The sequence below is a fragment of the Curtobacterium sp. NPDC086286 genome, assembly GCF_044746255.1.
Classification (GTDB): domain Bacteria; phylum Actinomycetota; class Actinomycetes; order Actinomycetales; family Microbacteriaceae; genus Curtobacterium.
The window spans coordinates 288813-313922 of the sequence record NZ_JBIVBW010000001.1 but is presented as its reverse complement, the minus strand read 5'-3'; the positions used below and the strand labels follow the sequence as shown (position 1 = coordinate 313922).

The 25110-nt window shown below is 69.9% G+C and carries 23 protein-coding genes; 14 read left to right on the top strand and 9 right to left on the bottom strand.

Annotated elements, in window-relative coordinates; translation table 11 throughout:
- Positions 1 to 147: 147 nt before the first annotated feature.
- From ACIPKM_RS01545 to ACIPKM_RS01530, 4 genes are read left to right on the top strand one after another with little or no spacing between them, the layout of a single operon-like run.
- Positions 148 to 2124, top strand: coding sequence for a glycoside hydrolase family 127 protein (locus ACIPKM_RS01545; RefSeq protein ID WP_402736013.1), 1977 nt, complete (start codon positions 148 to 150; stop codon positions 2122 to 2124).
- Positions 2125 to 2128: 4 nt separating this feature from the next.
- Positions 2129 to 3436 carry an ABC transporter substrate-binding protein gene (locus ACIPKM_RS01540; RefSeq protein WP_402736012.1) on the top strand — a complete coding sequence of 436 codons (1308 nt, stop codon included), beginning with the start codon at positions 2129 to 2131 and terminating at the stop codon, positions 3434 to 3436.
- Between the two features lie 51 nt (positions 3437 to 3487).
- Positions 3488 to 4438: a carbohydrate ABC transporter permease gene (locus ACIPKM_RS01535; protein WP_402736011.1), complete on the top strand. Its 951-nt coding sequence runs from the start codon at positions 3488 to 3490 to the stop codon at positions 4436 to 4438.
- Between the two features lie 3 nt (positions 4439 to 4441).
- Positions 4442 to 5395 carry a carbohydrate ABC transporter permease gene (locus ACIPKM_RS01530; RefSeq protein ID WP_402736010.1) on the top strand — a complete coding sequence of 318 codons (954 nt, stop codon included), beginning with the start codon at positions 4442 to 4444 and terminating at the stop codon, positions 5393 to 5395.
- A 148-nt stretch (positions 5396 to 5543) separates the two neighbouring features.
- On the opposite strand, the gene ACIPKM_RS01525 is transcribed toward ACIPKM_RS01530, so the two are convergent.
- Positions 5544 to 6593, bottom strand: a complete 1050-nt coding sequence (locus ACIPKM_RS01525) for a substrate-binding domain-containing protein (protein ID WP_070418196.1) — start codon at positions 6591 to 6593, stop codon at positions 5544 to 5546.
- 179 nt (positions 6594 to 6772) lie between these two features.
- On the opposite strand from ACIPKM_RS01525, the gene chvE reads away from it, so the two are divergent.
- The 3 genes from chvE (at position 6773) to mmsB (ending at position 10731) form a co-directional block, all read left to right on the top strand.
- Positions 6773 to 7903, top strand: a complete 1131-nt coding sequence (gene chvE, locus ACIPKM_RS01520) for a multiple monosaccharide ABC transporter substrate-binding protein (RefSeq protein ID WP_402736009.1) — start codon at positions 6773 to 6775, stop codon at positions 7901 to 7903.
- A gap of 106 nt (positions 7904 to 8009) precedes the next feature.
- The gene (gene mmsA / locus ACIPKM_RS01515; protein ID WP_070418195.1) at positions 8010 to 9563 is read left to right on the top strand and encodes a multiple monosaccharide ABC transporter ATP-binding protein; all 1554 of its coding nucleotides are present in this window, start codon (positions 8010 to 8012) and stop codon (positions 9561 to 9563) included.
- Positions 9550 to 10731, top strand: a complete 1182-nt coding sequence (mmsB, locus tag ACIPKM_RS01510; RefSeq protein ID WP_071295576.1) for a multiple monosaccharide ABC transporter permease — start codon at positions 9550 to 9552, stop codon at positions 10729 to 10731. The genes mmsA and mmsB overlap by 14 nt, the downstream gene beginning before the upstream one ends.
- Positions 10732 to 10820: 89 nt before the next feature.
- Here mmsB and ACIPKM_RS01505 read toward each other — a convergent pair whose 3' ends face one another.
- Positions 10821 to 12161, bottom strand: a complete 1341-nt coding sequence (locus ACIPKM_RS01505) for an alpha-amylase family glycosyl hydrolase (protein ID WP_402736008.1) — start codon at positions 12159 to 12161, stop codon at positions 10821 to 10823.
- A gap of 66 nt (positions 12162 to 12227) precedes the next feature.
- On the opposite strand from ACIPKM_RS01505, the gene ACIPKM_RS01500 reads away from it, so the two are divergent.
- From ACIPKM_RS01500 to ACIPKM_RS01490, 3 genes are all read left to right on the top strand, one after another.
- Positions 12228 to 12626, top strand: a complete 399-nt coding sequence (locus tag ACIPKM_RS01500) for a DUF3253 domain-containing protein (protein ID WP_070418193.1) — start codon at positions 12228 to 12230, stop codon at positions 12624 to 12626.
- A gap of 37 nt (positions 12627 to 12663) precedes the next feature.
- Positions 12664 to 13764 carry an SDR family oxidoreductase gene (locus ACIPKM_RS01495; RefSeq protein ID WP_402736007.1) on the top strand — a complete coding sequence of 367 codons (1101 nt, stop codon included), beginning with the start codon at positions 12664 to 12666 and terminating at the stop codon, positions 13762 to 13764.
- 131 nt (positions 13765 to 13895) lie between these two features.
- Positions 13896 to 14072 carry a CsbD family protein gene (locus ACIPKM_RS01490; RefSeq protein WP_139199296.1) on the top strand — a complete coding sequence of 59 codons (177 nt, stop codon included), beginning with the start codon at positions 13896 to 13898 and terminating at the stop codon, positions 14070 to 14072.
- A gap of 51 nt (positions 14073 to 14123) precedes the next feature.
- On the opposite strand, the gene ACIPKM_RS01485 is transcribed toward ACIPKM_RS01490, so the two are convergent.
- Entirely contained in the window at positions 14124 to 15197 is a 1074-nt protein-coding gene (locus ACIPKM_RS01485) for a spore photoproduct lyase family protein (protein ID WP_402736006.1), read from the bottom strand.
- 140 nt (positions 15198 to 15337) lie between these two features.
- Here ACIPKM_RS01485 and ACIPKM_RS01480 point away from each other — a divergent pair, with 140 nt between their 5' ends.
- Both ACIPKM_RS01480 and ACIPKM_RS01475 read left to right on the top strand, forming a co-directional pair.
- The gene (locus tag ACIPKM_RS01480) at positions 15338 to 15649 is read left to right on the top strand and encodes a biopolymer transporter Tol (protein WP_402736005.1); all 312 of its coding nucleotides are present in this window, start codon (positions 15338 to 15340) and stop codon (positions 15647 to 15649) included.
- Positions 15646 to 16086, top strand: coding sequence for a hypothetical protein (locus tag ACIPKM_RS01475; RefSeq protein WP_402736004.1), 441 nt, complete (start codon positions 15646 to 15648; stop codon positions 16084 to 16086). Before ACIPKM_RS01480 ends, ACIPKM_RS01475 begins: the two co-directional genes overlap by 4 nt.
- 12 nt (positions 16087 to 16098) lie before the next feature.
- On the opposite strand, the gene ACIPKM_RS01470 is transcribed toward ACIPKM_RS01475, so the two are convergent.
- From ACIPKM_RS01470 to ACIPKM_RS01450, 5 genes are all read right to left on the bottom strand, one after another.
- Positions 16099 to 16251, bottom strand: coding sequence for a hypothetical protein (locus tag ACIPKM_RS01470; RefSeq protein WP_402736003.1), 153 nt, complete (start codon positions 16249 to 16251; stop codon positions 16099 to 16101).
- 44 nt (positions 16252 to 16295) lie between these two features.
- Positions 16296 to 18149 (bottom strand): beta-galactosidase family protein, encoded by a 1854-nt coding sequence (locus tag ACIPKM_RS01465; protein WP_402736002.1) that lies wholly within the window; start codon positions 18147 to 18149, stop codon positions 16296 to 16298.
- 71 nt (positions 18150 to 18220) lie between these two features.
- Positions 18221 to 19555 (bottom strand): ABC transporter substrate-binding protein, encoded by a 1335-nt coding sequence (locus ACIPKM_RS01460; protein ID WP_402736001.1) that lies wholly within the window; start codon positions 19553 to 19555, stop codon positions 18221 to 18223.
- 98 nt (positions 19556 to 19653) lie between these two features.
- Positions 19654 to 20643, bottom strand: coding sequence for a carbohydrate ABC transporter permease (locus tag ACIPKM_RS01455; protein WP_402736000.1), 990 nt, complete (start codon positions 20641 to 20643; stop codon positions 19654 to 19656).
- Entirely contained in the window at positions 20640 to 21575 is a 936-nt protein-coding gene (locus ACIPKM_RS01450; protein WP_070418185.1) for a carbohydrate ABC transporter permease, read from the bottom strand. Before ACIPKM_RS01450 ends, ACIPKM_RS01455 begins: the two co-directional genes overlap by 4 nt.
- 134 nt (positions 21576 to 21709) lie before the next feature.
- Here ACIPKM_RS01450 and ACIPKM_RS01445 point away from each other — a divergent pair, with 134 nt between their 5' ends.
- Positions 21710 to 22747, top strand: coding sequence for a LacI family DNA-binding transcriptional regulator (locus tag ACIPKM_RS01445; RefSeq protein WP_402716493.1), 1038 nt, complete (start codon positions 21710 to 21712; stop codon positions 22745 to 22747).
- Between the two features lie 163 nt (positions 22748 to 22910).
- Entirely contained in the window at positions 22911 to 23204 is a 294-nt protein-coding gene (locus tag ACIPKM_RS01440) for a hypothetical protein (RefSeq protein WP_402735999.1), read from the top strand.
- A 317-nt stretch (positions 23205 to 23521) separates the two neighbouring features.
- Here the strand turns inward: ACIPKM_RS01440 and ACIPKM_RS01435 are convergent, their stop codons facing one another.
- A complete protein-coding gene (locus ACIPKM_RS01435; protein ID WP_070418182.1) occupies positions 23522 to 25024 on the bottom strand; it encodes an alpha-N-arabinofuranosidase in 1503 nt (500 codons plus the stop codon).
- Positions 25025 to 25110 lie beyond the last annotated feature (86 nt).

Below are 25110 nucleotides of genomic sequence, written 5' to 3'. Positions count from 1 at the left end.
TGCGGGAAACTGACCATGACTATACGCACGATGTGAGAAGACGCCCTTGCGCGCCTCCAGGTCGTGTCGTAACGTCCTCCGCAGAAACCGTTTTCCGGAACCAGCACGGAACCGGACCCGGCCTGAGTCACATCGCAAGGAGGCGACATGACCACCACGCTCGCGACCGACAGCCGCGCGCACACCGCGACCCCGGTCCTCCCGACCGCGGACGCGCACCTGACGCTCCGTCCGCTGCCCACGGGTGACGCCCGGATCACCGGCGGCTTCTGGGCCCTCCGACAGGAGCGGAACGGCCGCGACGCGGTCCGCGGCGGGTACGCCCTGCTCGAGGCGGCCGGGAACTTCCGGAACCTCCGCATCGCCGCCGGCCTCGAGGAGGGCGACGCGACCGGCCCGATCTTCATGGACTCCGACGTCACGAAGTGGCTCGAGGCCGTGGCGTGGGAGTACGGCCGAGCCCCCGCCGAGGACCTGCTGGAACTCCAGCGCGAGGTCACCGCCCTGTACGCCCAGGCGCAGGCCGACGACGGCTACCTCGACTCCGTGCAGCAGATCCGCGGGAAGGGCGAGCGGTACACGGACCTCAAGTGGAGCCACGAGATGTACTGCGCCGGGCACCTGTACCAGGCAGCCGTGGCGCAGCACCGGGCGACGGGCGACACCGGGCTGCTCGACGTCGCGATCAAGAACGCCGACCACCTCGTCCGCACGTTCGGGGACGGCTCCGGCAAGGTCCGCGACGTCGACGGCCACCCGGTGGTCGAGATGGGCCTCGTGGAGCTCTACCGCGAGACCGGCAACCGCGAGTACCTCGACCTCGCGCACTGGTTCGTCGACGCCCGGGGCACCGGCATCATCGAGCGCGCCGGCGGCGAGCCGACGTACTTCTCCGACCGGGTCCCGAGCCGGCAGGCGACGACCGTCGAGGGCCACGCGGTCCGCGCCGTGTACCTCGCAGCCGGCGCCGTGGACGTCGCGATCGAGACCGGCGACACCGAGCTCCTGACCGCGAGCGAGACGCAGTTCGCGGACATGATGGCCACGAAGGCGTTCATCACCGGCGGCCTCGGCGCGCGCTGGGACTGGGAGGCGTTCGGCGACCCGTACGAGCTCCCGACCGACCGCGGGTACGCCGAGACCTGCGCGGCCATCGGCGGGATCCAGTGGGCCTGGCGCCTGCTCCTCGCGACCGGGAAGCCCGTGTACGCCGACGCGATCGAGCGCCTGCTGTACAACGCGTTCCTCGCGGGCGTGAGCCTCGCCGGCACCGAGTACTTCTACGTCAACCCGCTGCAGCAGCGTGACCACGCGCACCAGGACGAGAACCGCTCCCCCGCGCACGGCCGCCGCGGCTGGTTCGACTGCGCCTGCTGCCCGCCGAACATCATGCGGACGTTCGCGAGCCTCGACGGCTACCTCGCCACCGCGACCGACGGCGGCCTCCAGCTGCACCAATACGCCACGGCCTCGCTCGGCCCGGTCGACGTCGAGACCGGGTACCCGCACGACGGCCGCGTGGTCGTCACCGTCACCGAGGACGGCCCGCTCGCCCTCGGCCTGCGGATCCCGTCCTGGTCGGACACCACGACGGTGCAGGGTCCGGACGGCACGGCCAGCCCCACCGCGGGCACGCTGCACGTCATCGACCGCGAGTGGGCGGCCGGCGACACCGTCGAGCTCGTCTTCGACACGACGCCGCACCGGTACGTCGCCGACGCCCGGATCGACGCCGCACGCGGGCAGGTCGCCATCGAGCGCGGACCGCTCGTGTACGCGGTCGAGCAGGCGGACCAGCAGGGCTTCACGGTCGACGACCTGACGGTCGACGCCGACGCGCCGATCACCGAGGAGCGCCAGGACGGGCTCCTCGACGGCGTCGTCACGCTGCGCGTCGCCGGACACGCCCCGGCCGAGCACGCGCAGGCAGCGTGGCCGTACCGTCGACTGGACGGTCCAGGAGGAACGGATCACGCAGGTGCGGCGACCAGCGTCGATGACGTGGCCGGGTCCACGGCGGCCGCCACGCGCCTCCAGGACGTCACCGCCACCGCGGTCCCGTACTACGCCTGGGCGAACCGCGGAGCCGCGCCGATGCGCGTCTGGCTCCCGCTGGCGCGGTGACACGATGGACCGCAGAGCGTTCCTCGCCGGCGGTCTCGCCGGCGGGGCGGCCCTCGCCCTGGCGGGGTGCTCCGGCACCCTGCCGAAGGTCGACGCGCGCGTCGCGAGCTTCGGCCGGAACGCGACCGGCACCGTGCACGTCTGGTGCCGCTCGGCGACGCAGGCCGGACTGACGGCGGCCGTCGCCGGGTTCAACAAGGCGAACCCGAAGCTGCAGGTCGAGCTGACGCCGGTGCCGGACGGGCAGTACGTGACGAAGCTCGCGACCGCGATCCGTGGTGGCGAGCCGCCGGACGTCGTGGACATCGACGACATCAACTCGCAGCTGTTCATCTTCCGCGAGGCGTTCGCCGACCTCACCGACGTCGTGAAGGGGCTCGACTACTTCGACGCGATCTCGCCCGGCCACCTCCGGCTGCTCGAGTACCGCGACCGGTACTACGGGCTGCCGTACCTGGCGGACAACTCGCAGTTGTTCGTCAACACCGAGCTGTTCGACCGGGCCGGCCTCGACGTCGAGGACGCGACGAAGGACCTCGAGTCGCTGCTCGCCGCCGCGAAGGCGATCCGGAAGACCGGCGACGACGTGTACGGGTGGTCGATCTCGGGCAACGCCGCCGGCATCATCGGGTTCGTCACGCAGCCGCACGTCTGGGCCACCGGCGTCGACATGATGTCCGGCGAGGTCGGCAAGCAGACGGCGAACATCACCGGCAACGAGGCGCTCGAACGCATGCTCGAGTTCTACCGGCAGCTGTGGAAGGACGGCGTGCTGTCGAAGGCGACCTACGCGGACGCCGGGACCACGTGGGGCGCCGACTTCCGGGCCGGCAAGGTCGGCATCTTCCCGACCTCGTTCGGTGCGACCGTGCCCGCCGCGACGAAGGCGATGCGCGCGAAGATGCAGACGGTGCTGATCCCGTCGTGGGACGGCAAGCGCTCGTTCTTCGACGGGGGCGACAACATGTGCATCCCGAACGGGGCGGCGAACCCGTCCGGGGGCTGGGCGTTCATGCAGTACGCGAACGGGCTGCAGCAACAGCAGGCGCTGCCGGACGGCGGGTACTTCCCGACCCGGTCCGACGCCGCGACGCCCGCGTACCGGAAGAAGTACCCGCTCGCGTTCGGCCCGCTCGACGCGATCGAGAAGGGGTACGCGCCGCAGACGCTCGCGTACAACCTGCTCGTCAATCAGCCCTCGTCGCCGTACTTCGCGATGTTCCGCGAGGCGGTGTTCGGCTCGGGGGCCGCTGCGGCCATGAAGACGGCGCAGTCGGACTACACCCGCATCCTCGACCAGGTCCAGGCCTGAGCGACCGTTCGCTCGTTCGCTCGTTCGCTCGTTGCACAGAGAGGTGCAGACATGACCACCGTCTCCAACCGACGGACCGGCGCCGGCCGTCCGACCGTCGGCCGTGGCGTCAGCCGCCCGGGTGCGTCCCGGAACTCGCTCACGCACCCGCCGCGCACCGGCGCCGTGCTCGTCACCCCGGCGATCGTGTTCGTCGCGGTGTTCGTCCTCGCGCCGCTGGTGTTCGCGCTCTACATCTCGTTCACGAACTGGCCCCTGATCGGCCCGTACCGGTTCATCGGGCTGCAGAACTACCTGACGTTGTTCCAGGACCCGACGTTCGTGCACGCCATCGGGTACACGCTGCTCTACACGGCGATCGTGACGGTGCCGATCCTGGCGCTCGGGTACTTCCTCGCCGTGCTCATCCGGGCCCGACGGCGCGGGTCGACGTTCCTGCGCACGGTGTTCTTCCTGCCGTACGTCGTCGGGCTGACCACGCTGTCGTTCATGCTCGTGCTCGAGGCGCAGCCGAACTCCGGCGCGGTGAACATGGTGCTGCGCTGGCTCGGGATCACCGACGGCAGCACGGCGTGGCTCGTGAACGGCCCGCTCGCGACGCTGCTCATCTGCGTGCTCGTCGTCTGGGCGGTGTCCGGGCTGACGATGGTGCTCGTGATGTCCGCCATGCAGGGCATCCCCGACGAGGTGTACGAGTCCGCCCAGCTCGAAGGGGCCTCGTGGTGGCAGACCGAACGCCTCATCACGATGCCGATGATCCGCTCCACGCTCGCCCTCAGCGCGATCATCTCGGTCATCGGGTCACTGCTCGCGTTCAACCAGTTCTACATCCTGACCCAGGGCGGGCCGGGCACGGAGACCACGACGATCGTCAACGCGATCTACAACCGCGGCTTCGTGAACCTGCAGCTCGGCGCGGCGACCGCCGAGTCGATCGCCCTCGTCGTCGTCATCGCCGCCGTCACCGTGTTCCAGTTCTGGGCACTGCGAGAGAAGGACTGAGCCATGAGCACCACCGCTTCCCGTGCAGGCCTCGCGGCCCCGGACCTGTCCACCCGCACGCTGACCACCTCCGGCGACGGAGGCCGCCGTCGCCGCCACCAGGGCAGCGTGCGCCACCCGCGCGACACCGCGGTGAAGCGCACGCTGTACGTCATCGCCGGGGTCGGCGCGACGCTGGTGTTCGGCGTCCCGCTCATCTGGTCGATCCTGCGGGCCTTCCAGTCCGAGGCCGTCATCACGCAGGCGGCCGACCCGGCGACGTTCTTCCAGCTCGGCTGGCAGAACTTCGCCGCGGTCTTCAGCCCCTCGTCGCACCTGCTCACCGGCGTGGTGAACTCGCTCGTCGTGTCCATCGCCACGGCCGTCCTGACCGCCGCGATCGCGACGATGGCCGGGTACGGGTTCGCCCGGTTCCGGTTCCGCGGTTCCGGCGTCGTCTTCGGGCTGGTGCTGCTGACGATGATGGTGCCGTTCCAGGCGATCCTCACGCCGCTGTACCTCGAGATGAACGCGATGAAGCTCACGAACTCGCTGCTCGGGCTCGTGCTCTTCTACACGACGGTGAACCTGCCGTTCGGGGTCTTCGTGATGCGGAACGCGTTCGAGTCGATCCCGACGGAGCTCGAGGACTCGGCGTTCGTCGACGGTGCCTCGCGCTTCCGGGTCGTCGTGTCGGTGCTGCGGCCGCTGCTCCTGCCGGGTGCCGCGACCGCTGCGCTCTACGCGTTCCTGGCGTCGTGGACGGAGTTCCTCGGGGCGCTGACCTTCCTCACGAAGGACTCGCTCTACACGCTGCCCGTCGCCCTGCTCAACCTGCAGACCGGGGCGTACGGGCAGGTGTCGTACGGGAACCTCGTGGCCGGGTCGGTCGTGGCGATGATCCCGTGCATCGCGCTGTACGTCGGGCTGCAGCGGTTCTACGTCGCCGGGCTGTCGTCCGGCGCGCTGAAGGGCTGACGGTCGGGTCAGCCGGGCGGCGCCGTCCTCGCACCGTGCGGGGGCGGCGCTGCGCTCTGCTGTGTGCGAGGTTCCGCGCTCCGTGGGACGGCGCGAGCCTCGCACCGCGCGCGGAACCTCGCACACTGCGGCCCGCGCGCCCCGCGCCCTACGCGCTCCGGCGCACCACCAGCTCGGGCACGAGCAACGTCTCGTCCCGCGGCTCCCCCTCGACGAGGGCCCGCACGGTGTCGAGCACCCGCTCCCCCATCGCCCGGAAGTCCTGCCGCACGGTGGTGAGCGGCGGCGTGAAGTGCGCCGCCTCTGGCACGTCGTCGAAGCCCACCACGGCGATGTCGTCCGGCACCCGCAGCCCCTCGTCGGCGAAGGCGTGCAGGACCCCGAGCGCCATCTGGTCGTTCCCGGCGAAGACCGCGTCGACCGTGTGCACGTCGATCGTCCGGGCAGCCGCGAACCCGCTCGCCGGGGTCCAGTCGCCGTCGAGCACCACGGGCTCGAGCCCCGCGTCGCGCATGATCCGCTCGTAGGTCACCCGGCGGACCTCGGACTCCTGCGAGACCGCAGGGCCGGCGATGTGCACGATCCGGCGGTGCCCGCGGGCGAACAGGTGCTCCATCACGAGCGAGGTCCCCGCCGCCTGGTCGATCGCGACCGCCGCGACGCTCGGTGCCACCGGGGCCCTGGCCGCGTCCCGCTGCACGGCGTTCGCGACGACGACGGGCACCGAGACCGGGACGGTCAGCGAGGCGAGGGCGTCGAGCACCCGGTTGTCGGCGGCGACGAGCACGATGGCGGCGACGTCCTGGGCGAGCAGCGTCACGAGGGCGTTCGACAGGTCGACGGGGCGCGGGTCGTCGGGCAGCGTGGAGAGCAGGACGTGGTAGCCGGCGGACCGGGCTGCCCGCTCGAATCCGATGGCGGTGCTCGACGGTCCGTACAGCGCGTCCCCGGCGGTGATGATGCCGAGCGCCCGACTGCGTCCCCCGGCGAGCGCCCGGGCAGCGGCACGGGGCCGGTACCCGAGCTCGGTGACCGCATCGGACACCTGGGCGCGGAACTGCTCGCGGACCGTCGGGTCGCCGTTGATCACCCGCGAGACGGTCTGGTGGGAGACGCCCGCGCGCTCGGCGACGTCGAAGATCGTGGGTGCCTTGCGACGTTTGCCGCCGGCGTCCCCGAGCGCGGTCGTGGTCGTCACGTCGCCAACCGTACCGCGCAGTCCGGCCGACGCGACAAGATCGCGAAACGGTCACGGTGAGTTGACACCCCGTCACGGAACCCCCAGTATGTGAGCGCTCACACGAGCAAATCCCTCGGGGCACAGCAGCCCCGGCACCGAGCGCGTCGACGTGGACGCGCAGGAACAGAGGTACTTCGATGATGAAGCGCAAGATCGTCGCGGGCGTCGCCGCCCTCGGCATCGCCATCGCACTCGCCGGCTGCTCCGCCGGCGGACGCGCGTCCACCGACGGTGGGAGCAGCAGCGGCGACAACAAGGGCGCCCTGGTGGGCGTCGCGATGCCGACCAAGGTCTCGGAACGCTGGATCAAGGACGGCAACGCCGTCAAGAGCGACCTCGAGAAGGCCGGCTACAAGGTCGACCTCGAGTACGGCGACAACAAGGTCCAGCAGCAGGCGCAGCAGGTCAGCAACATGATCACGAAGGGCGCGAAGGTCCTCATCATCGCGTCGATCGACGGCGGAGCGCTCTCCGACCAGCTCGACGCCGCCGCCAAGGCCGGCATCAAGGTGATCTCCTACGACCGCCTGCTCACGGGCAACAAGAACGTCGACTACTACGTGTCGTTCGACAACGAGAAGGTCGGCGTCGACCAGGCGACGAGCCTGCTCACCGGCCTCGGCGTGCTCGACGCGGACGGCAAGAAGACCGGCGAGAAGGGCCCCTTCAACATCGAGGTCTTCGCCGGCTCGCTCGACGACAACAACGCGGGCTTCTTCTTCGACGGTGCGATGAAGACCCTCAAGCCGTACCTCAAAGACGGCACCCTGAAGATCCAGTCCGGCCAGGACCAGCTCTCGCAGGCCGCGACGCAGCAGTGGGACCCGGCGACCGCCAAGGCGCGCATGCAGAACCTCATCGCGAAGTCGTACTCCGGCGGCACCACACTGAACGGCGTGCTCTCGCCCTACGACGGCATGTCGATCGGCATCATCTCGGCACTGCAGGGCGCCGGGTACGGCTCGAGCGACCGCCCGCTCCCGACCATCACGGGGCAGGACGCCGAGCAGGCCAGCGTGAAGTCGATCATCGCCGGGCAGCAGTACTCGACCATCTACAAGGACACGCGCAAGCTCGCCAAGCAGTCGGTCACCATGGCCGAGGACCTGCTCACCGGCAAGAAGCCCGAGGTCAACGACACGAAGAGCTACGACAACAAGGTCAAGGTCGTCCCGACCTACCTGTTCCAGCCGACCGTCGTGACGAAGGACAACTACAAGGAAGTCCTCGTCGACTCGGGCTACTACACCGAGGCCGACCTCAAGTAGGACGCAACCCATCTGTCGGACTGGAGGCGCGGGTCGACCCCGCCCCGCGCCTCCAGTCCGTCACCACCCGCGCGCCCACGCGCGGACGACGAAAAGGCGGTCCCACATGGCGGACACCATCCTCGAGATGCGTGACATCACCAAGACGTTCCCCGGGGTCAAGGCGCTGCAGGGGGTCTCGATCGAGGTCGAGCGCGGCCAGGTCCACGCGATCTGCGGCGAGAACGGCGCCGGCAAGTCCACCCTGATGAAGGTGCTGTCCGGGGTCTACCCGCACGGCTCCTTCGACGGCGAGATCCTCATCGACGGATCCCCCGTGGAGTTCGGCGACATCAACGGCTCGGAAGCGGCCGGGGTCGTGATCATCCACCAGGAGCTCGCGCTCAGCCCGTTCCTGTCGATCGCCGAGAACATCTTCCTCGGCAACGAACAGTCGAAGGCCGGGTTCATCGACTGGAACAAGACGAACCTCGCGGCCGCCGAGCTCCTGCAGCGCGTCGGCCTCAAGGACAACCCGGTCACGAAGATCGTCGACATCGGCGTCGGCAAGCAGCAGCTCGTCGAGATCGCGAAGGCCCTGTCGAAGCGGGTGAAGCTCCTCATCCTCGACGAGCCGACGGCAGCGCTGAACGACGACGACTCGGCGCACCTGCTCGACCTCATCCGGTCGCTGCAGGCCGAGGGGATGACGGCGATCATCATCAGCCACAAGCTCAACGAGATCAAGGCGATCGCGGACAAGGTCACGATCATCCGCGACGGCAAGACCATCGAGACGCTCGACATGCACGCCGACGACGTCTCCGAGGACCGGATCATCCGCGGCATGGTCGGTCGTGACCTGTCGAACCGGTACCCCGAGCGCGAGGACCCGCAGATCGGCGAGGAACTCCTCCGCATCGAGGACTGGACCGTCCACCACCAGCTCGACGCCTCGCGCGAGATCATCCACCAGGCGAACCTCTCCGTCCGCGCGGGCGAGGTCGTCGGCATCGCCGGGCTCATGGGCGCCGGTCGGACCGAGCTCGCGATGAGCGTGTTCGGCCAGTCCTACGGCACCGGGATCAGCGGCACCGTGTACAAGCGCGGCGTCCCGATCAAGACCCACACGGTGTCGCAGGCGATCGACAACGGCATCGCCTACGTCACCGAGGACCGGAAGCGCTACGGGCTCAACCTCATCGACGACATCAAGCGGAACATCTCCGGGTCGGCGCTCGGGAAGCTCGCGAACTGGGGCTTCGTCAACGCGTCCGAGGAGACCACCGTCGCCGGGCAGTTCCTCCGCAGCCTCAACATCAAGGCACCGAACGTCGACGTCGTCACCGGGAAGCTCTCCGGCGGCAACCAGCAGAAGGTCGTCCTGTCGAAGTGGATGTACGCCGACCCCGACGTGCTCATCCTCGACGAGCCCACGCGGGGCATCGACGTCGGCGCGAAGTACGAGATCTACACGATCATCAACCAGCTCGCGGACCAGGGGAAGGGGATCATCGTGATCTCCTCCGAGCTCCCCGAGCTCCTCGGCATCTGCGACCGCATCTACACGCTCTCCGAGGGCACGATCACCGCCGACGTGCCCCGCTCCGAGGCCACGCCCGAGGCCCTCATGCAGTACATGACCCAGGAACGGGAGACCCCTGTCAATGAACGCGCTTAAGTCCGCCGCCGGCTACCTCACCGGGCAGCTCCGACAGATCGGCCTGTTCATCGCGCTGATCGTCATCGTCATCTTCTTCCAGGTGACGACGAACGGCATCACCCTCGCCCCGATCAACGTCTCGAACCTGATCGTCCAGAACAGCTACATCCTCATCCTCGCCATCGGCATGGTGATGGTCATCATCGCCGGGCACATCGACCTCTCGGTCGGCTCGGTCGTGGCCTTCACCGGCGCCATGGCCGGTGTCATGATCACGCAGTGGGGCCTGCCCTGGCCGATCGCGGTCGTGCTCTGCCTGGTGGTCGGCGCCCTCGTCGGTGCCTGGCAGGGGTTCTGGATCGCCTACTTCGGGATCCCCGCGTTCATCGTCACGCTCGCGGGCATGCTCGCGTTCCGTGGCGCCGCGCAGATCGTCCTGCACAACCAGCAGATCTCGCCGTTCCCGGAGGGCTTCCGCTCCCTCGGCTCCGGCTTCCTGCCGTCGTTCGGCACCACCGGGTACGAACCGCTCACGATGATCCTCGGCTTCGCGGCCGCGATCGTCCTCGTGGTCACGGCGTTCCGCGGTCGTGCCACACGGCGCAAGTACCAGCTCGAGAGCGAGCCGTTCGCCTGGTTCATCACGAAGCTCGCCTTCACGGTCGCGCTCGTCATCTACGTGGCGCTCCTGCTCGCGAGCTACAACGGCACCCCGATCGTGCTCGTCGTGCTCGGTGCCCTCGTGGTGATCTACTCGGTCGTCATGCGGAGCGCGGTGTTCGGCCGCCACATCTACGCGATCGGCGGGAACGCCCTCGCCGCCCAGCTCTCCGGTGTGAAGACGAAGCGGGTCACGTTCCTGCTCTTCGTCAACATGGGCGTCATCTCGGCCCTGGCCGGCGTGGTGTTCACCGGGCAGCTCAACCTCGCGGCTCCGGGTGCCGGCAACGGCTTCGAGCTCGACGCCATCGCCGCGGTGTTCATCGGCGGCGCGGCCGTCACCGGTGGCATCGGGACGGTGCCGGGAGCGATCGTCGGTGGTCTCATCATCGGCATCCTGAACAACGGCATGTCGATCCTCGGCATCGGGACCGAGTACCAGTCGCTCATCAAGGGCCTGGTGCTGCTCGCCGCCGTCGCGTTCGACGTGTTCAACAAGCGCCGGGCGGCGTCCGCGCGCAAGTAGCGCGGGCGCGCGGGCGCGCGGGCGCGCGGGGGCGTTCGTTTCGTGTGCAGAAATGGTCGGGTCCTGTCCGGGGACCCGACCATTTCTGCTCACGATCCGGAGAGCACGGCCCAGGCGGCGGCCTGGAGGCGCAGGGTCCCGTCCCCGACGTCGGCTCCGCCCGCCTCGACGCGCGTCGCACCCGCTGTGGGCAGGTCGACGGGATCGGGCGACAGGTTCAGGGCGGTCACCACCGCGCGCTCCGCGGTCGCGGTCCGCAGCACGATCGCGGTGTTCGTCAGGTGGACAACGTCGGTGTGGGCGCGGTGCAGCCAGGGCTCGCGGCGACGGAGGGCGATGAGCGCCTCGTACGCGTGCGTGAGCGCCACGGACTCGGGCGGAGCGGCCGGGAACTCCGGGCGGACGGCATCGTCCCCGCCGACGCGCTCCTCCTTCACCCCCGTCCAGCCGTACTCGTCACCGGCCCAGACGCTCGGGGTCCCGGCGACCGTGAGGAGGACGGCGGCGGCGTGCCCGGCGAACCGCTCCCCCACGGCGCTCGCGATGCGCGTCACGTCGTGGTTGCCGACGAACGTGCTCGGTGCCTGTGCGGCCAGCAGTTCGTCGTGCCGTTCGACGGCGTGGGCGAGCTCGAAGCAGTTCCGGTCGGCGATGCCGTGCCAGATGCCCTGCCAGAGCGCGTACTGCGTGGTGGAGTCGACCGTCGAGGCGCGGACGAACGCAGCCGTGTCGCCGTGGATGACCTCGCCCGTGAACCAGGCGTCCGGGAAGCGCTCCCGGACGCGCGGCAGCACCCGTGCCCAGAACGCCGTCGGCACCGCGTAGGCCGCGTCGAGTCGCCAGCCGTCGACGCCCCGTGCGAGCCAGTGCGTCATCACCTCGACGACGAGGTCCTCGGTGGCCCGGCTGCCGTGGTCGAGCGCGACCAGGATGTCGTGCCCCTCGAAGAGTCCGACCGGCACGTCGTCGCCGGGCGACCAGCCTGCCCAGTCGATCGCGAACAGATCCGCCGTCGGCGCGTCCGGGCCCTGCTCCTCGACGGCGCGGAAGGCCGGGTGCTCCCGTCCGACGTGGTTGAACACCCCGTCGAGCAGGACCCGGATCCCCCGGTCGTGCGCGGCCGTGACGAGCCGGTCGAAGTCGTCGTCGTCACCGAGCCGCGGGTCGATCCGGAAGTGGTCGACCGTGTCGTAGCCGTGCGTCGAGCTCGTGAAGACGGGGCCCAGCAGCAGCCCGTTCAGCCCGAGGTCCACGACGTGGTCGAGCCAGGGCTCGATGCGGCCGAGCCGGTGGTCGACGGGGCGTTCGTCCACGGGGGTGCCCGGCCGGACGTCGGCACCGACGAACCCGAGCGGGTAGACGTGCCACCACATGACGTGCTCGACCCAGGCGGGCTCGGCGGGACGCTCGGGTGCAGTGTCGGTGTTCACCGACCCGATGCTGCCAGCCGTGCCTGGGCTGGGCGCGAGACCGGACAGCGGGGACAGGATGGTCGCATGGGACGAGCGATCAGGACCGAGGCGGACGCCGCCGCGAACGAGGCGGAGCACGCCGATCGGACGTGTGCCTCGTGCGGCCGCCGGATGCCCGGTTCCGCCGCCCCGGATGCGAAGTACTGCTCGGCCGCGTGCCGGAAGCACGGCGTCGACGAGACCGACCTCGCGCTCGAACAGCGCATCGACGAACTCCTCGCCGCGCGGGCCCGCACGTCCAGCATCTGCCCGTCCGACGCCGCCCGGGCCCTCGACCCCGACGGCTGGCGTGACCTGATGGAACCCGCCCGGCGTGCGGCGCGGCGGATGATGTCCAGAGGCGAGGTCGAGATCACCCAGCACGGCAGCGTCGTCGACCCGTCCACCGCCAAGGGCCCGATCCGTATCCGCCGACCGCGCTGAGGGAACACCTGTCGCACAGCTGCGTTGCACGGAGGTGATGACCTCGATCGACACCGCCGCACAGTCCCCCGACCGTCTCCGAGCCCTCGTGGTGGGTGCCAGCGGCATCACCGGATCGGCGCTCGTATCGCACCTGCTCGACCTCGGGTCGGAGGTGACCGCGCTCTCCCGCCGGCCCCTCGCCCGCGACGGTGTCCGCACCGTGGCCGCGGACCTGCGGGACCCGGACTCGCTGGGCACCGCCCTCGCCGACGAGCGCCCGACCCACGTCTTCTTCACCGCCTGGCAGCGGCAGGACACCGAGGCCGAGAACATCCGCGTGAACGGCGGCATGGTGCGCGACCTCCTCGCTGCCCTCGCCCACGCGCCGCTCGAGCACGTCGCCCTCGTCACCGGGCTGAAGCACTACCTCGGCCCGTTCGAGGCGTACGCCGCCGGCGAGATGCCCGACACCCCGTTCCACGAGGAAGAACCGCGCCTCGACACCCCGAACTTCTACTACGCCCAGGAGGACGAGCTCTTCGCCGCCGCCGACCGCCAGGGCTTCACCTGGTCGGTGCACCGCTCGCACACGGTGATCGGCCACGCGGTCGGCAACGCGATGAACATGGGGCTGACGATCGCGGTGCAGGCGACCCTGGCGAAGGAGCTCGGTCTGGACTTCGTGTTCCCGGGCAGCGAGGCGCAGTGGAACGGCCTCACCGACATGACCGACGCCGGCATCCTGGCCGAGCACATGGTCTGGGCGTCGACCACGCCCGAGGGTGCCGACGAGGCGTTCAACATCGTGAACGGCGACGTGTTCCGCTGGCGCTGGATGTGGCTCCGGCTCGCGGCCCACCTCGGTGTCGACCCGGCGCGGGTCGTGGGGTACGAGGATGCGCCGCGTCCGCTCGAGGAGCAGATGGCGCCGCACGAGGCTGCGTGGGCCGACATCGCTGAGCGCCACGGCCTCGTCGAACCCGACATCACCCGGCTCGCCTCGTGGTGGCACACCGACGCCGACCTCGGTCGTGCGATGGAGGTCGTCACCGACATGGGCAAGAGCCGCGACGCCGGGTTCACCGCCTTCCGTCGCACCGAACGTGCCTTCGCCGAGCTCTTCGACCGCTACCGCGCTGACCGGCTGATCCCCTGATCCGTACCCCGGTGGAAGCAATCGGGGGACACGAACCTGCGGCCCGGCCGCGAGCCGCGCTGCTGCCCCTGGTTGTCTTCGTGGCACAGGCCCCGAGGACCCTCGGCGGTCCCCGGAGGAAGGAAGACAGCATGTCGCTCGGAGACAAGGCGAAGGACGTCACCCAGAAGGTCGTCGGCAAGGTCGAGGAAGCGGTCGGCAAGCACACCGACGACGACGAGCTCAAGCACCAGGGCCAGAAGGACCAGGTCATGGGCGAGGGCCGTCTCGAGACCGAGAAGGCGAAGGACCACCTCGACGGTCACTGAGCCCGTCGCACCACGCAACGCCCGCGCCCGACGGCGCGGGCGTTCGTCGTCTCAGAAGGCGTAGCGGATGCGGCAGCTCGGCAGGTGCTCCGCGACGAGTTCCCGGAACCGCTCGATCAGCTGCCCCTTCATCCCGGAGCGGTAGCGGACGTTGACCGCGCCGTTCTGCGACACCTTCTGCTCCTGCAGGTCCGGGCGCCACAACAGGTCCTCGGCCTTCGGGTGCCAGCCGAGGTTGACCTCGTGCAGGGGCTCGTTGTGGGTGAGGAAGATGACCTCGGCCGCGAGCTGCGCCTTCGCGGCCGGGGACAGGACGTCGTCCACCTGACGCAGGAGGTCGGCCCAGTCGGACTCCCACGTCGGGGTCAGGATGACGGGCGAGAAGTTGAGATGGACCTCGTACCCGGCGTCGACGAAGTCGTTCACCGCGGCGATCCGCTCGGCGATCGGGCTGGTGCGGATGTCGGTGACCTTCGCGGTCTCGTGCGGCATGAGCGAGAACCGGATGCGCGTGCGGCCCATCGGGTCCCAGTCGAGCAGGTCGCGGTTGACGTACTTCGTCGCGAAGGAGGCCTTGGCGGTCGGTGACATCCGGAACAGGTCGCAGAGGTCCCGCACGTTGTCGCTGAGCATCGCGTCCACCGAGCAGTCGCTGTTCTCGCCGATGTCGTAGACCCACGCGTGCGGGTCGCACTGGTTCGGCTCGGTCTTGGGCCCCTGCTTCGCGATGTTGCGGGCGACGTGCTTCGTGATCTGGTCGATGTTCGCGAAGACCGTCACGGGGTTGCTGTAGCCCTTGCGCCGTGGGACGTAGCAGTAGGCGCACGCCATGGCACAGCCGTTCGCCGTCGACGGGGCGATGAAGTCCGCGGAGCGTCCGTTCGGCCGGGTCACGAGCGACTTCTTCACGCCGAGGACGAGCGCCTCGGTCTTGATACGCACCCACCGCTGGACGTTCCGTTCGTCGCCGTGCACCTCGGGGATGTTCCAGTGCGACTCGACGGGGACGATCTCGGCGTCGGGCCACTGCCCGACGACCTCCTGCCCGCGCTGGAGCTCGAGGGCTGCCGGCTCGGCGTAGATCCGGCGGACGTCGAGCAGGGCGCGGGCGCGGGGTTCGAGCATCACCGCCGTTCTACCGCCCACCCCTGACACCGTGCACCGGATCCGCGCGGTGACCGTTCTGGTTCGCGATCCCCGGACTCCACGAACCAGAACGGTCATCCCTCCGGACGAACCCGGCGTCCGCTGCAAGACTCGGGTGCATGACCGCGACGCCCGACGACCACTTCTTCGTGGTCGACGGTCGGCGGTGGCGACGGACCGACCCGGCGCTCCCCGAGGACGTCGCCGCAGCCCTCCGGTCGCACCTCGGTCGGGGCCGCAACGCCGTCAAGCAGGCCAAGCGCTCCGGCGACGAGGACGCCCTCGCCGCAGCACGGCACCGCAACGGCCTGGCGAAGCACGGGCTCGGCGAACGCGGGCCCGAGTGGTGGACCCGCCCCGAAGCCGACCGGATCGCCGACGCCCGGCGAGCGCTCCACGACCTCGACGCCCTCGACGAGGACGCCGGATGACCACCATTCGTCCGCCGCGGTGGGAAGCCGTCGCGACGACGTGCTCGCTCTGGTTGCTCGCAGCGACCTGCACGGGGATGGCGCTCGCCGGCATCGTCGAGGGCACCGTGCTGATCACCGTCATCGGCTCCATCGGCGCTGTCCCCAGCACCTGGGCTGCTTTCCGAGCACCCCGCGTGGGCGTCGGACTCGACGCGGATCGTCTTCGCTACCGAGGCTGGGTCGTCTGGTGGACCGTGCCCCGTGAGGCGATCACCACGGTGCTCGACGACGCGTTCGTCGAGTGGCGCGATGACGGCGGCACGGAACACCGGCGGCAGATCTGGATGCTCACGCAGGCGTGGGAGGACGACGGCACCAAGTTCGCCCCACTGTGGCGCTGGCGACGTGCGGCGCTGCTCGAGGTGCGGGAGTGGGCCGGGGCTCGAGCAGTCTGACTCCCGGAACGGTCAGGAGCGGTAGTCGTCGGGCTTGTTCGGGGTCGGGGTCGGCGGCGCTCCCGCACCGACGATCCCGCCGGAACCGAACGAGGTGAGCACCCCCGCCAGGACGTGGAGCACGGAGACGACCACGCGCCCGACCCACTGCAACACCCGCACCATCGCATCCCCCTCGGCTGCTCGGACTCCAGCGAATCCTAACTCCCTCAGCCCTCCGTGTGCCCGAGGTCCGGCTCGACCCGCAGGCACACCGACCGGGACGCGGCGGCGTGCAGTTCGAGGACGATGACGTCGTTCCTCCCGGCGCGGAGCACCGGTCCGGGGACGGCCAGGGTGCGCTGCGGTCCGCGGGACCAGTACCGGCCGAGGCAGAACCCGTTCACCCAGGCGACGCCCTTCCGGAACCCGTCGAGGGCGAGGTAGCGGTCCCCTGCTTCGGCGAGGTCGAACGACCCCGTGGCGAACACCGGTCCGGCCAGCACGTCGCCGTCGGTCGGCAGGGCGTCGGCGAGGATCGTCAGCGCGGCCTCGGGCATCGGGTCGAGGGCCAGGGGCGACGCGGTCCAGCGGGCGAGCGGGACTCCGTCGACGGCGATCCCGCCGATCAGGCCCTTCGGCTCGCCGATGCGCGGGCCGTAGTCGACGCGGCCCTGGTCCTCGACGAGGAGCTCGAGCGTGCCGGTGACCGGGGGCAGGACGATGGCGCGGTCGTGGTGCTCCCGTTCGAGCACACCGACGACGATCCCGTCCACGGAGACGACGGCGCGGTCGCGGACCTCCTCGCCGACGGTGAGCACGCCGCCGGACGGCAGGTCCACCTCGGTCCGGTACAGCACGAAGCCGCTCGCAGCGCCGAGGGCGTCGAACGTCGGCGGGGTGTCGTGCGCGGACCACGACGTGAGGGACGGCAGCAGGGCGCGCAGGGGTGTGACGCGGTCGAGGCGGACGGCGACGTCCGAGGCGGGGGCGAGCCGCGCCTCCTGGCCCGGAGCCGACCCGACGGGACCGACGGGTCCGACGGGACCGACGGACCCGAGCCGACCCGACCCACCGGGCTGCATCGCAGCGGGCAGCGGCGGCACAGGCGCGTAGCGCTCGATGACCGAGCGGAAGGCGTGGAACTTCTCCGTCGGACGGCCGGCCTCGTCGAGCGGTGCGTCGTAGTCGTACGACGTCGCGATCGGGCGGTACACACCCTTGTCGTTCGCGCCGTTCGTGAAGCCGAAGTTCGTGCCCCCGTGGAACATGTAGATGTTGACCGAGCCACCCGCGGCCAGCAGGTCGTCGAGGTCCGATGCCGAAGCAGCGGCCGGCGTGGTGTGGTGGTGCTCGCCCCAGCTGTCGAACCAGCCGTCCCAGAACTCGGAGCACATCAGGGGGCCGGTCGGCTGGGCCTGTCGGAGTCGCGCGAGCCGTTCGACGGAACGCGAGCCGAACGACCCGGTCTTGTGCAGCGAGGGCAGCGAACCGTCCTCGAGCATCGTGCCCATCGGCTGGTCGACGCTCGTGAAGGGGACGGTGAGCCCGATCGCGCGGTGCATCGCCTCGAGCTTCGACAGGTAGACGGGGTCGGAGCCGTAGGCGCCGTACTCGTTCTCGACCTGCACGAGCACGATCGGCCCGCCGTGGTCGATCTGCCTCGGGACCAGCACCGGCGCGAGATGCTCCAAGTACCCCTGCACGGCGGCGAGGAACCCCGGCTCGTCGCGGCGGACCCCGACGGTGCCGTCGGCGAAGAGCCAGTACGGCAGGCCGCCGTTCGTCCACTCCGCGCAGATGTAGGGGCCGGGACGGACGATGGCGTGCATGCCCTCGGCGGCGACGAGGTCCAGGAAGCGGCCGAGGTCGAGACCGTCCTCGAAACCGAACGAAGAAGGCGACGGCGCGTGCGCGTTCCAGGCGACGTACGTCTCGATGGTGTTGAGCCCCATCAGCTTCGCCTTGCGGATCCGGTCTGCCCACAGGTCGGGGTGGACACGGAAGTAGTGGATCGCGCCGGACAGGATCCGGTGCGGCTCGCCGTCGAGCAGGAAGTCGGTGTCGCCGATGGCGAAGCGCATGGGGGAACTCTTTCAGGAGACGGGGCCGTGCGGAAGGTTCCGCACGGCCCCGGGTCGAACTGGTGTGGTGACTACTTGGACGAGACCGTGAAGCCCTGGTCCTCGCCGTACTTCGCGAGGGCCTTCTGCCAGGCGGCGAGACCGCTCTCGAGCGAGGTGCCGTTCTCGTACGACTGGCCGACGGTGTCCGCGTACACGCTGTTCGCGTACACCTGGTAGGGCAGGTAGGTGAAGTCGTTGTCGGACGACTTCGACGCGTCGACGAGCACCTTGTTGATCTGCTGGCCGCCGAAGTACTCCGGCTTCTCGTCGAGGAACGCCGAGGACTCGAGGTCGGCGGTGGTCGACGGGAACCCACCGGACTTCATGAAGATCCCGGTCGACTCCTTCGAGGAGTTCAGCCACTTGAGGAAGCCCGCCGCGAGCGCCGGGTTCTTCGACTGCTTCATGACCGCCTCGGCACTGCCGCCGTTGTTCGCGGTCTGCGCGGTGCCGCCGTCGTAGGTCGGCATCGGCGCGACGCGCCAGTCACCGCTGGCGTCGGCGACGCTCGCCTCGAGGTTGCCGGGCATCCAGGCGCCGGTGATGAGCGTGGCGATCTGGCCGTTGCCGAGCTGCTTGTACCAGTCGTCGCTCCAGCCGACGGTCTTCGACAGCAGACCCTGCTCGACGAGCTGGTCCCAGGTCTTGGTCCACTTCTTCGTGCCGGCGTCCTCGAGGTTGATCGTGACCTTGTCGCCCTTCGTGGTGAAGGGCGTGCCGCCGGCCTGGGCGATCATGCTCGTGGTGAACCCCGCGTCGCCGGAGTCCGCTGCGATGTACGCGTCCGGGTCGGCCTCGTGCAGCTTCTTGGCCGCTGCGACGTACTCGTCCCACGTCTTCGGCACGGCGATGCCGTACTCGTCGAAGACCTTCTTGTTGTAGAACAGCGCCATGGGGCCGGAGTCCTGGGGCAGACCGTAGATCTTGCCGTCCATGTCGACCGAGTTCCACGTGCTCGTCGCGAACTTGTCCTTGAGGTCGCCGAACCCGTACGAGGACAGGTCGAGCAGCGAGTCGGACAGCGCGAACTGCGGGAGTGCGTAGTACTCGACCTGGGCGACATCGGGGGCACCCGAGCCGGCCTTGATCGTGTTCTGGAGCTTCGTGTACTGGTCGGCGCCGGTGCCGGCGTTGACGAGCTTGACCTTCACCTTGGGGTAGGCCTTCTCGAACGCGGCGACCTGGTCCTTCGCGGACGGGGTCCACGACCAGTAGGTCAGCGTGCCGCCGTCCTTGAGGGCCTTCGAGATGTCGTCGGACGAACCGCCGGACGAGGAGCCGCCGGAGGCGCAGGCGGCGAGGGCGACGGCTGCGGTGACGCCGATGGCGACGGCGCTGAGGCCGCGCCGGAGACGCTTGTTCATGGAGGTGCCTTTCACTTCTTCGTGGAGAGGGGGTGGAGCTGCTGTGTGTCGGGCAGGAGGCGCGTGGCGGGGCCGCTGCGTGCCTCCCGTCCGACGGATCAGGCCTTGACGGAACCGGCCGCGAGGCCGGACTGCCAGAAGCGCTGGAGGAAGAGGAACGCGACCACGATCGGGATGATCGTGAGGAGCGATCCCGTGACGACGAGGTTGTAGATCGGCTCGGCACCGGACCCGGTGGCCTGCGCGTTCCACTGGTTGAGGCCGACCGTCAGCGGGTACCACTTCGGGTCGCTCAGCATGATGAGCGGCAGGAAGTAGTTGTTCCAGGTGGCCACGACCGCGAAGAGCAGGACCGTGACGACACCGGGTGCGAGCAGGCGGAGCGCGATGGTGAAGAAGATCCGGAACTCGCCGGCGCCGTCCATGCGGGCGGCCTCGAGGAGCTCGGCGGGGATCGCGTCCACCGCGTAGGTCCAGATCAGGTACATGCCGAACGGGCTGATGAGCGACGGCAGGATGATCGCCCACGGGGTGTTCGTCAGGCCGAACTGCGAGAAGAGCAGGAAGGTCGGGACGGCGAGGGCGGTGCCGGGGACGGCGATCGCTCCGAGGACGACGGCGAAGACCGCACGGCGGCCGGGGAACTGGAACTTCGCCATGCCGTAGCCGGCGATCGTGGCGAGGAGGGTCGCGCCACCGGCACCGACGACCACGTAGAGCAGCGTGTTGCCGAGCCACTGCACGAAGATGCCGTCGTTGTACGTCAGCGTGTCGACGATGTTCTGCCAGAGGTTGAACTTCCCGCCGAACCACAGGCCGAAGGTCGACAGGAGCGAGGCCTGCGTCTTCGTGCTGTTCACGAGCAGGTAGAACAGCGGCGCGAACGAGTAGACGACGAAGACGATCATCACGCCCGTGAGGAGGCCGGAACGCTTCGGCTTGCGTCCGTCGACGTGCTGCTCGGCCTTCCGCTCGGCACGCCTGGAGGCGCGGGTCGACCGGGCCTGCGGGTCGCGCAGCGTCGTGGTCGCCTCGGTGACGGTGGCCGGGCCGGACGCGCCGGTCGCCGGGTGCTGCAGGGTGCTCATCGGTTCTCCTCGCGGGTGCCGCGGACCTGGACGACGTAGGCGATCACCGCGGTGATCACGCCCATGACGATCGCGACGGTGGCGGAGTAGTTGAACTGCTGGCCGCTGAAGGACAGCGAGTAGGCGTACATGTTCGGCGTGAAGGCACTGCCGATGACGTTCGGGGCGAGCGTCTTGAGCAGGTTCGGCTCGTTGAAGAGCTGGAAGCTGCCGATGATCGAGAAGATCGTGGCGATGACCATCGGGCCGCGCAGGGCCGGGAGCTTGATCGAGAAGACCGTGCGCATCGGGCCGGCGCCGTCGAGCTCGGCCGCCTCGTACAGCTCGCCGGGCACGGTGCGGAGCGCGGCGTAGAAGATCAGCATGTTGTAGCCGAGGAACTCCCACGTGACCACGTTGCCGATCGACGTGAGGACCCAGTCCGGGCTGAACGGCTGCAGCAGGTCGATGCCGAGCGCGTGGTTCGCGGTACCGGTGAGGCCGAACTGGTTGCCGTAGATGAAGCCCCAGATCAGCGCGGCGACGACACCGGGGACCGCGTAGGGCAGGAACACCGCGATGCGGAAGAAGCTCGTTCCCCAGAGCCGGGCGCTGTCGAGCGCGAGGGCGGCGACGAGCGCGAGGCCGAGCATGATCGGGACCTGCACGACGAGGAACACCGCGACCCGGCCGAGGCCCGACCAGAACTTCGCGTCCTGGAAGAGCTGCACGTAGTTGGCGAACCAGACGAACTGGTTGCCGCCGATGAGCTGGTCGCGGAAGAGGCTGAGCCAGAGCGCGTAGCCGATCGGGACGATGAGCATCGCGACGAGGACGACGACGAACGGGCCGACGAAGAGCCATCCCGTGTACCGGCCGCGCGGTCTGGCGCGGCGCCGCGGTGGCACGGCCGGGGCGGTGGCTCCGGCTGCGCGCGCTTCCAGCGTGCTCATGTGACTCCCTTGTCGTGCTGTGTTCGGGTCCGTCGATGTTGACGTCAACATCGAACGGCGCGACGATAGCATGGCAACGTCAACATGCGCTAGCGTCCGGTGCAGGCCGTCGCGCTCGACGTCCACTCGCACCGATGGGAGACCCCGTGACGACCGACCTGTCCGCCACGCGCCGGTCCCCCTCGATGGCCGCCGTGGCCGAGGCTGCCGGGGTCTCGATGCAGACCGTGTCCCGCGTCGCCCGTGGCTTCGACAACGTCTCGCCGGACACCCGCGACCGGGTCCAACGCGTCATGGACGACCTCGGCTACCGCCCGAACCGCGCTGCCCGGGCCCTCCGCTCCGGGCGCTTCCGGACGATCGGCGTGATCATGTTCACCCTCGCGTCGTACGGCAACATGCGGACGCTCGAGGCGATCGCCGACGCGGCCGGTGTCGCCGACTTCACGATCACGCTGCTGCCGATGGCCTCCCGCACCGAGGAAGGCGTCCGCTCGGCCTTCTCCCGCCTGCACGAACAGGCCGTCGACGGGGTCGTCATCATCATCGAGTCGCACATCATCGACACGGCCGAGGTCGTCCTGCCCGACGGCGTCCCGATGGTCGTCGTCGACTCGACCGGCACCACGCAGCACCCGGCGATCGACACCGACCAGGCCGACGGCGCCCGCCGGGCCACGCAGCACCTGCTCGACCTCGGGCACGACACCGTCTGGCACGTCGCCGGCCCCGAGTCGTCGTACTCGGCCGCCCGACGTCTCGCCGCCTGGCAGGCCACGCTCGAGGCCGCGGGGCGCACCGTCCCGCCGGTGTTCCGCGGCGGCTGGGGCGCCGAGTCCGGGTACCGCGCCGGGCAGGAGATCGCTCGACGCCCCGAGATCACCGCCGTGTTCGCCGCGAACGACCAGACTGCCCTCGGGGTGCTCCGCGCCGCCCACGAACTCGGGCGTCCCGTGCCGGAGACCCTCAGCGTGGTGGGCTTCGACGACTCCCCCGAGTCCGACTCCTTCTGGCCGCCGCTGACAACCGTGCACCAGTCCTTCGACGAGGTCGGGCGCCGGGCGGTCCGGAACCTCCTCGCCCAGATCGACGGGCAGCCGGTCCGCGCCGAGGCCGACCTCGTGCCGGTCCGCCTGGTGGTCCGGGCGAGCACGGCGCCGCCGCCGGCCTGACCGACCCCGCGGCCACGGCGTCCGTCACACGGTCAGCGCGCGGGGCGTACCGTGCACACGGAGCCGGTCTGCTGTCCCGGCCCCGGGTGTGCGCCACTTCCGTGTGTCCGGAGGACGAGCCACCGCTGCGGTCCTCATCTCCCCACCTCGGCGCGTTCGGATCATGAAGAACATCGTGTACGGCCTGACCGCCGTCCTGACCTCCGACGAGGCCGCGGACGCCGTGCTGGACTACGCCGCAGCACTCGCGCACGCCGGACTCGCGGACACCGTCGCCGTCCCCACCGTCGACGCGTTCGGGAGCACCACGACGACGTCGTTCCTGCTCGCCCCAGCGCTCGGGCTCCTCATCGAGGACGCCGCCGACGATCCGCTCGGCCCCGACACGACCGCCTTCGTCGAGGAGATCTCGTGGCGGGCGCGCGCCGTGCGCTGCACGCCGCCGCCGCACGCCTGACGAGCGCACGCGCGCGGCGACACCTCACGCGCGCGGCACTCCGTGAACTGTCGCTGCGCGCGTGCGGACGCAACCGCCCGACGGACGGGAGGCGCGGCGCCAGCCCGCACCGCGCCTCCCGTCCGCCGTCGCGCACCGCACGCGCCCACCGACACCTCACGCGCCAGCAGCCCCGTGAACTGTCGCCCACCCCGTGAAGTCGCGACCGCCCGCCCCGCGCCGCGGCCGCTCCGCACGGCAGAAGGCGCCGGCACCGCGAAGCGGTCCGACGCCCTCTGTGCTCACTCGACGCCCGCCGCAGCGTGCGCCGAGGCGTCTCAGCCGATCGACACGGCGGTCCAGGAGACCGGCGGGAGCTCGATCGTGATGGTGTCACCCTCGCGGCGGACGGACTCGTTCGTGCGGAGCCCGACGCGCTCGGTGTTCGCCAGGTCGTTCACGGCGTGCAGGTCGTCGTCCCAGACGCCCTCGGCACGGACGTCACCGTCGACCGACAGGCCGGCGAGGTCGATCGTGACAGTGGTCGACTCCGACGGGTGCCGGTTCACGAGGAACACCGCGGCGCCGTCGTCCGAGACCGTGGCGGCCGAGTCGACGACCGGGACCTCGCCGTACTTGCCGCCGTCGACCGTGTCACCCGAGGCCTTGACCTGCAGCGACGTGCCGTTGGCGAGCTTCGACGTCAGCGAGAACGGGAAGAACGTCGTCTGGCGCCAGGCCGGACCACCGGGCTCGGTCATGATCGGGCCGATGACGTTGACGAGCTGCGCGAGCGAGGCCGAGGCGACGCGGTCGGCGTGCCGCAGCAGCGAGATGAGCAGGCCACCGACGACGACGGCGTCGGCGACCGTGTAGACGTCCTCGAGCAGGCGCGGGGCGACCGGCCAGTCCTGCAGCTCGAAGGTCTTCTGCTGTTCGTTCCACTTCGAGATGGACCAGACGTTCCACTCGTCGAAGGAGATGTCGATCCGCTTGTCGGACTTCTTCTGCGCCTGCACGTGGTCGGCGGCGGTCGTGACCGTCTTGATGAAGTGGTCCATGTTCACGCCGGAGGCGAGGAAGGAGGCGAGGTCGTCACCCTCCTCGTAGTAGGCGTGGGCGGAGATGTAGTCGACGTCGTCGTAGGTGTGCTCGAGGACGGTGCGCTCCCACTCACCGAACGTCGGCATCGACGCCCCGGAGGATCCGCAGGCCACGAGCTCGAGGTCGGGCTGGATCTGCCGCATGGCCTTGGCGGTCATGGCGGCGAGTTTGCCGTAGTCCTCGGCGTTCTTGTGACCGAGCTGCCACGGGCCGTCCATCTCGTTGCCGAGGCACCACATCTTGATGGCGAAGGGCTCCTGGCGACCGTTCGACTTGCGGTACTCGCTGAGGGCGGTGCCGGCGTCGATGTTCGCGTACTCGAGGAGCTCGATGGCCTCCTGCGTGCCGCGCGTGCCGAGGTTGACGGCGAGCATGAGCTCCGAACCGACCTGGTCGAGCCAGTGCTGGAACTCGTGCAGGCCGACCTCGTTCGTCTCGGTCGAGTGCCAGGCGAGGTCGAGGCGGCGGGGGCGCTGCTCGACGGGGCCGACGCCGTCCTCCCACTTGTAGCCGGAGACGAAGTTGCCGCCGGGGTAGCGGATCGCGGACACGTTGAGTTCCTTGACGAGCTCGACGACGTCCTTGCGGAAGCCGTGCTCGTCGGCGGTCTCGTGCGACGGCTCGTGGATGCCGTCGTAGACGTGGCGTCCGAGGTGTTCGACGAACCCGCCGAACAGGCGACGTCGCACCGGCCCCACGGTGAACGCGGCGTCGAGGACGAGGTGTGTGCGGGGCATGGATCTCCTTCGATCGTGGGGCTGCCTGCGCTCGGCGAAAGTGAGCGCTCACGTTCCCGAAACGCTAGCGGCTTTCCGCGCGACAC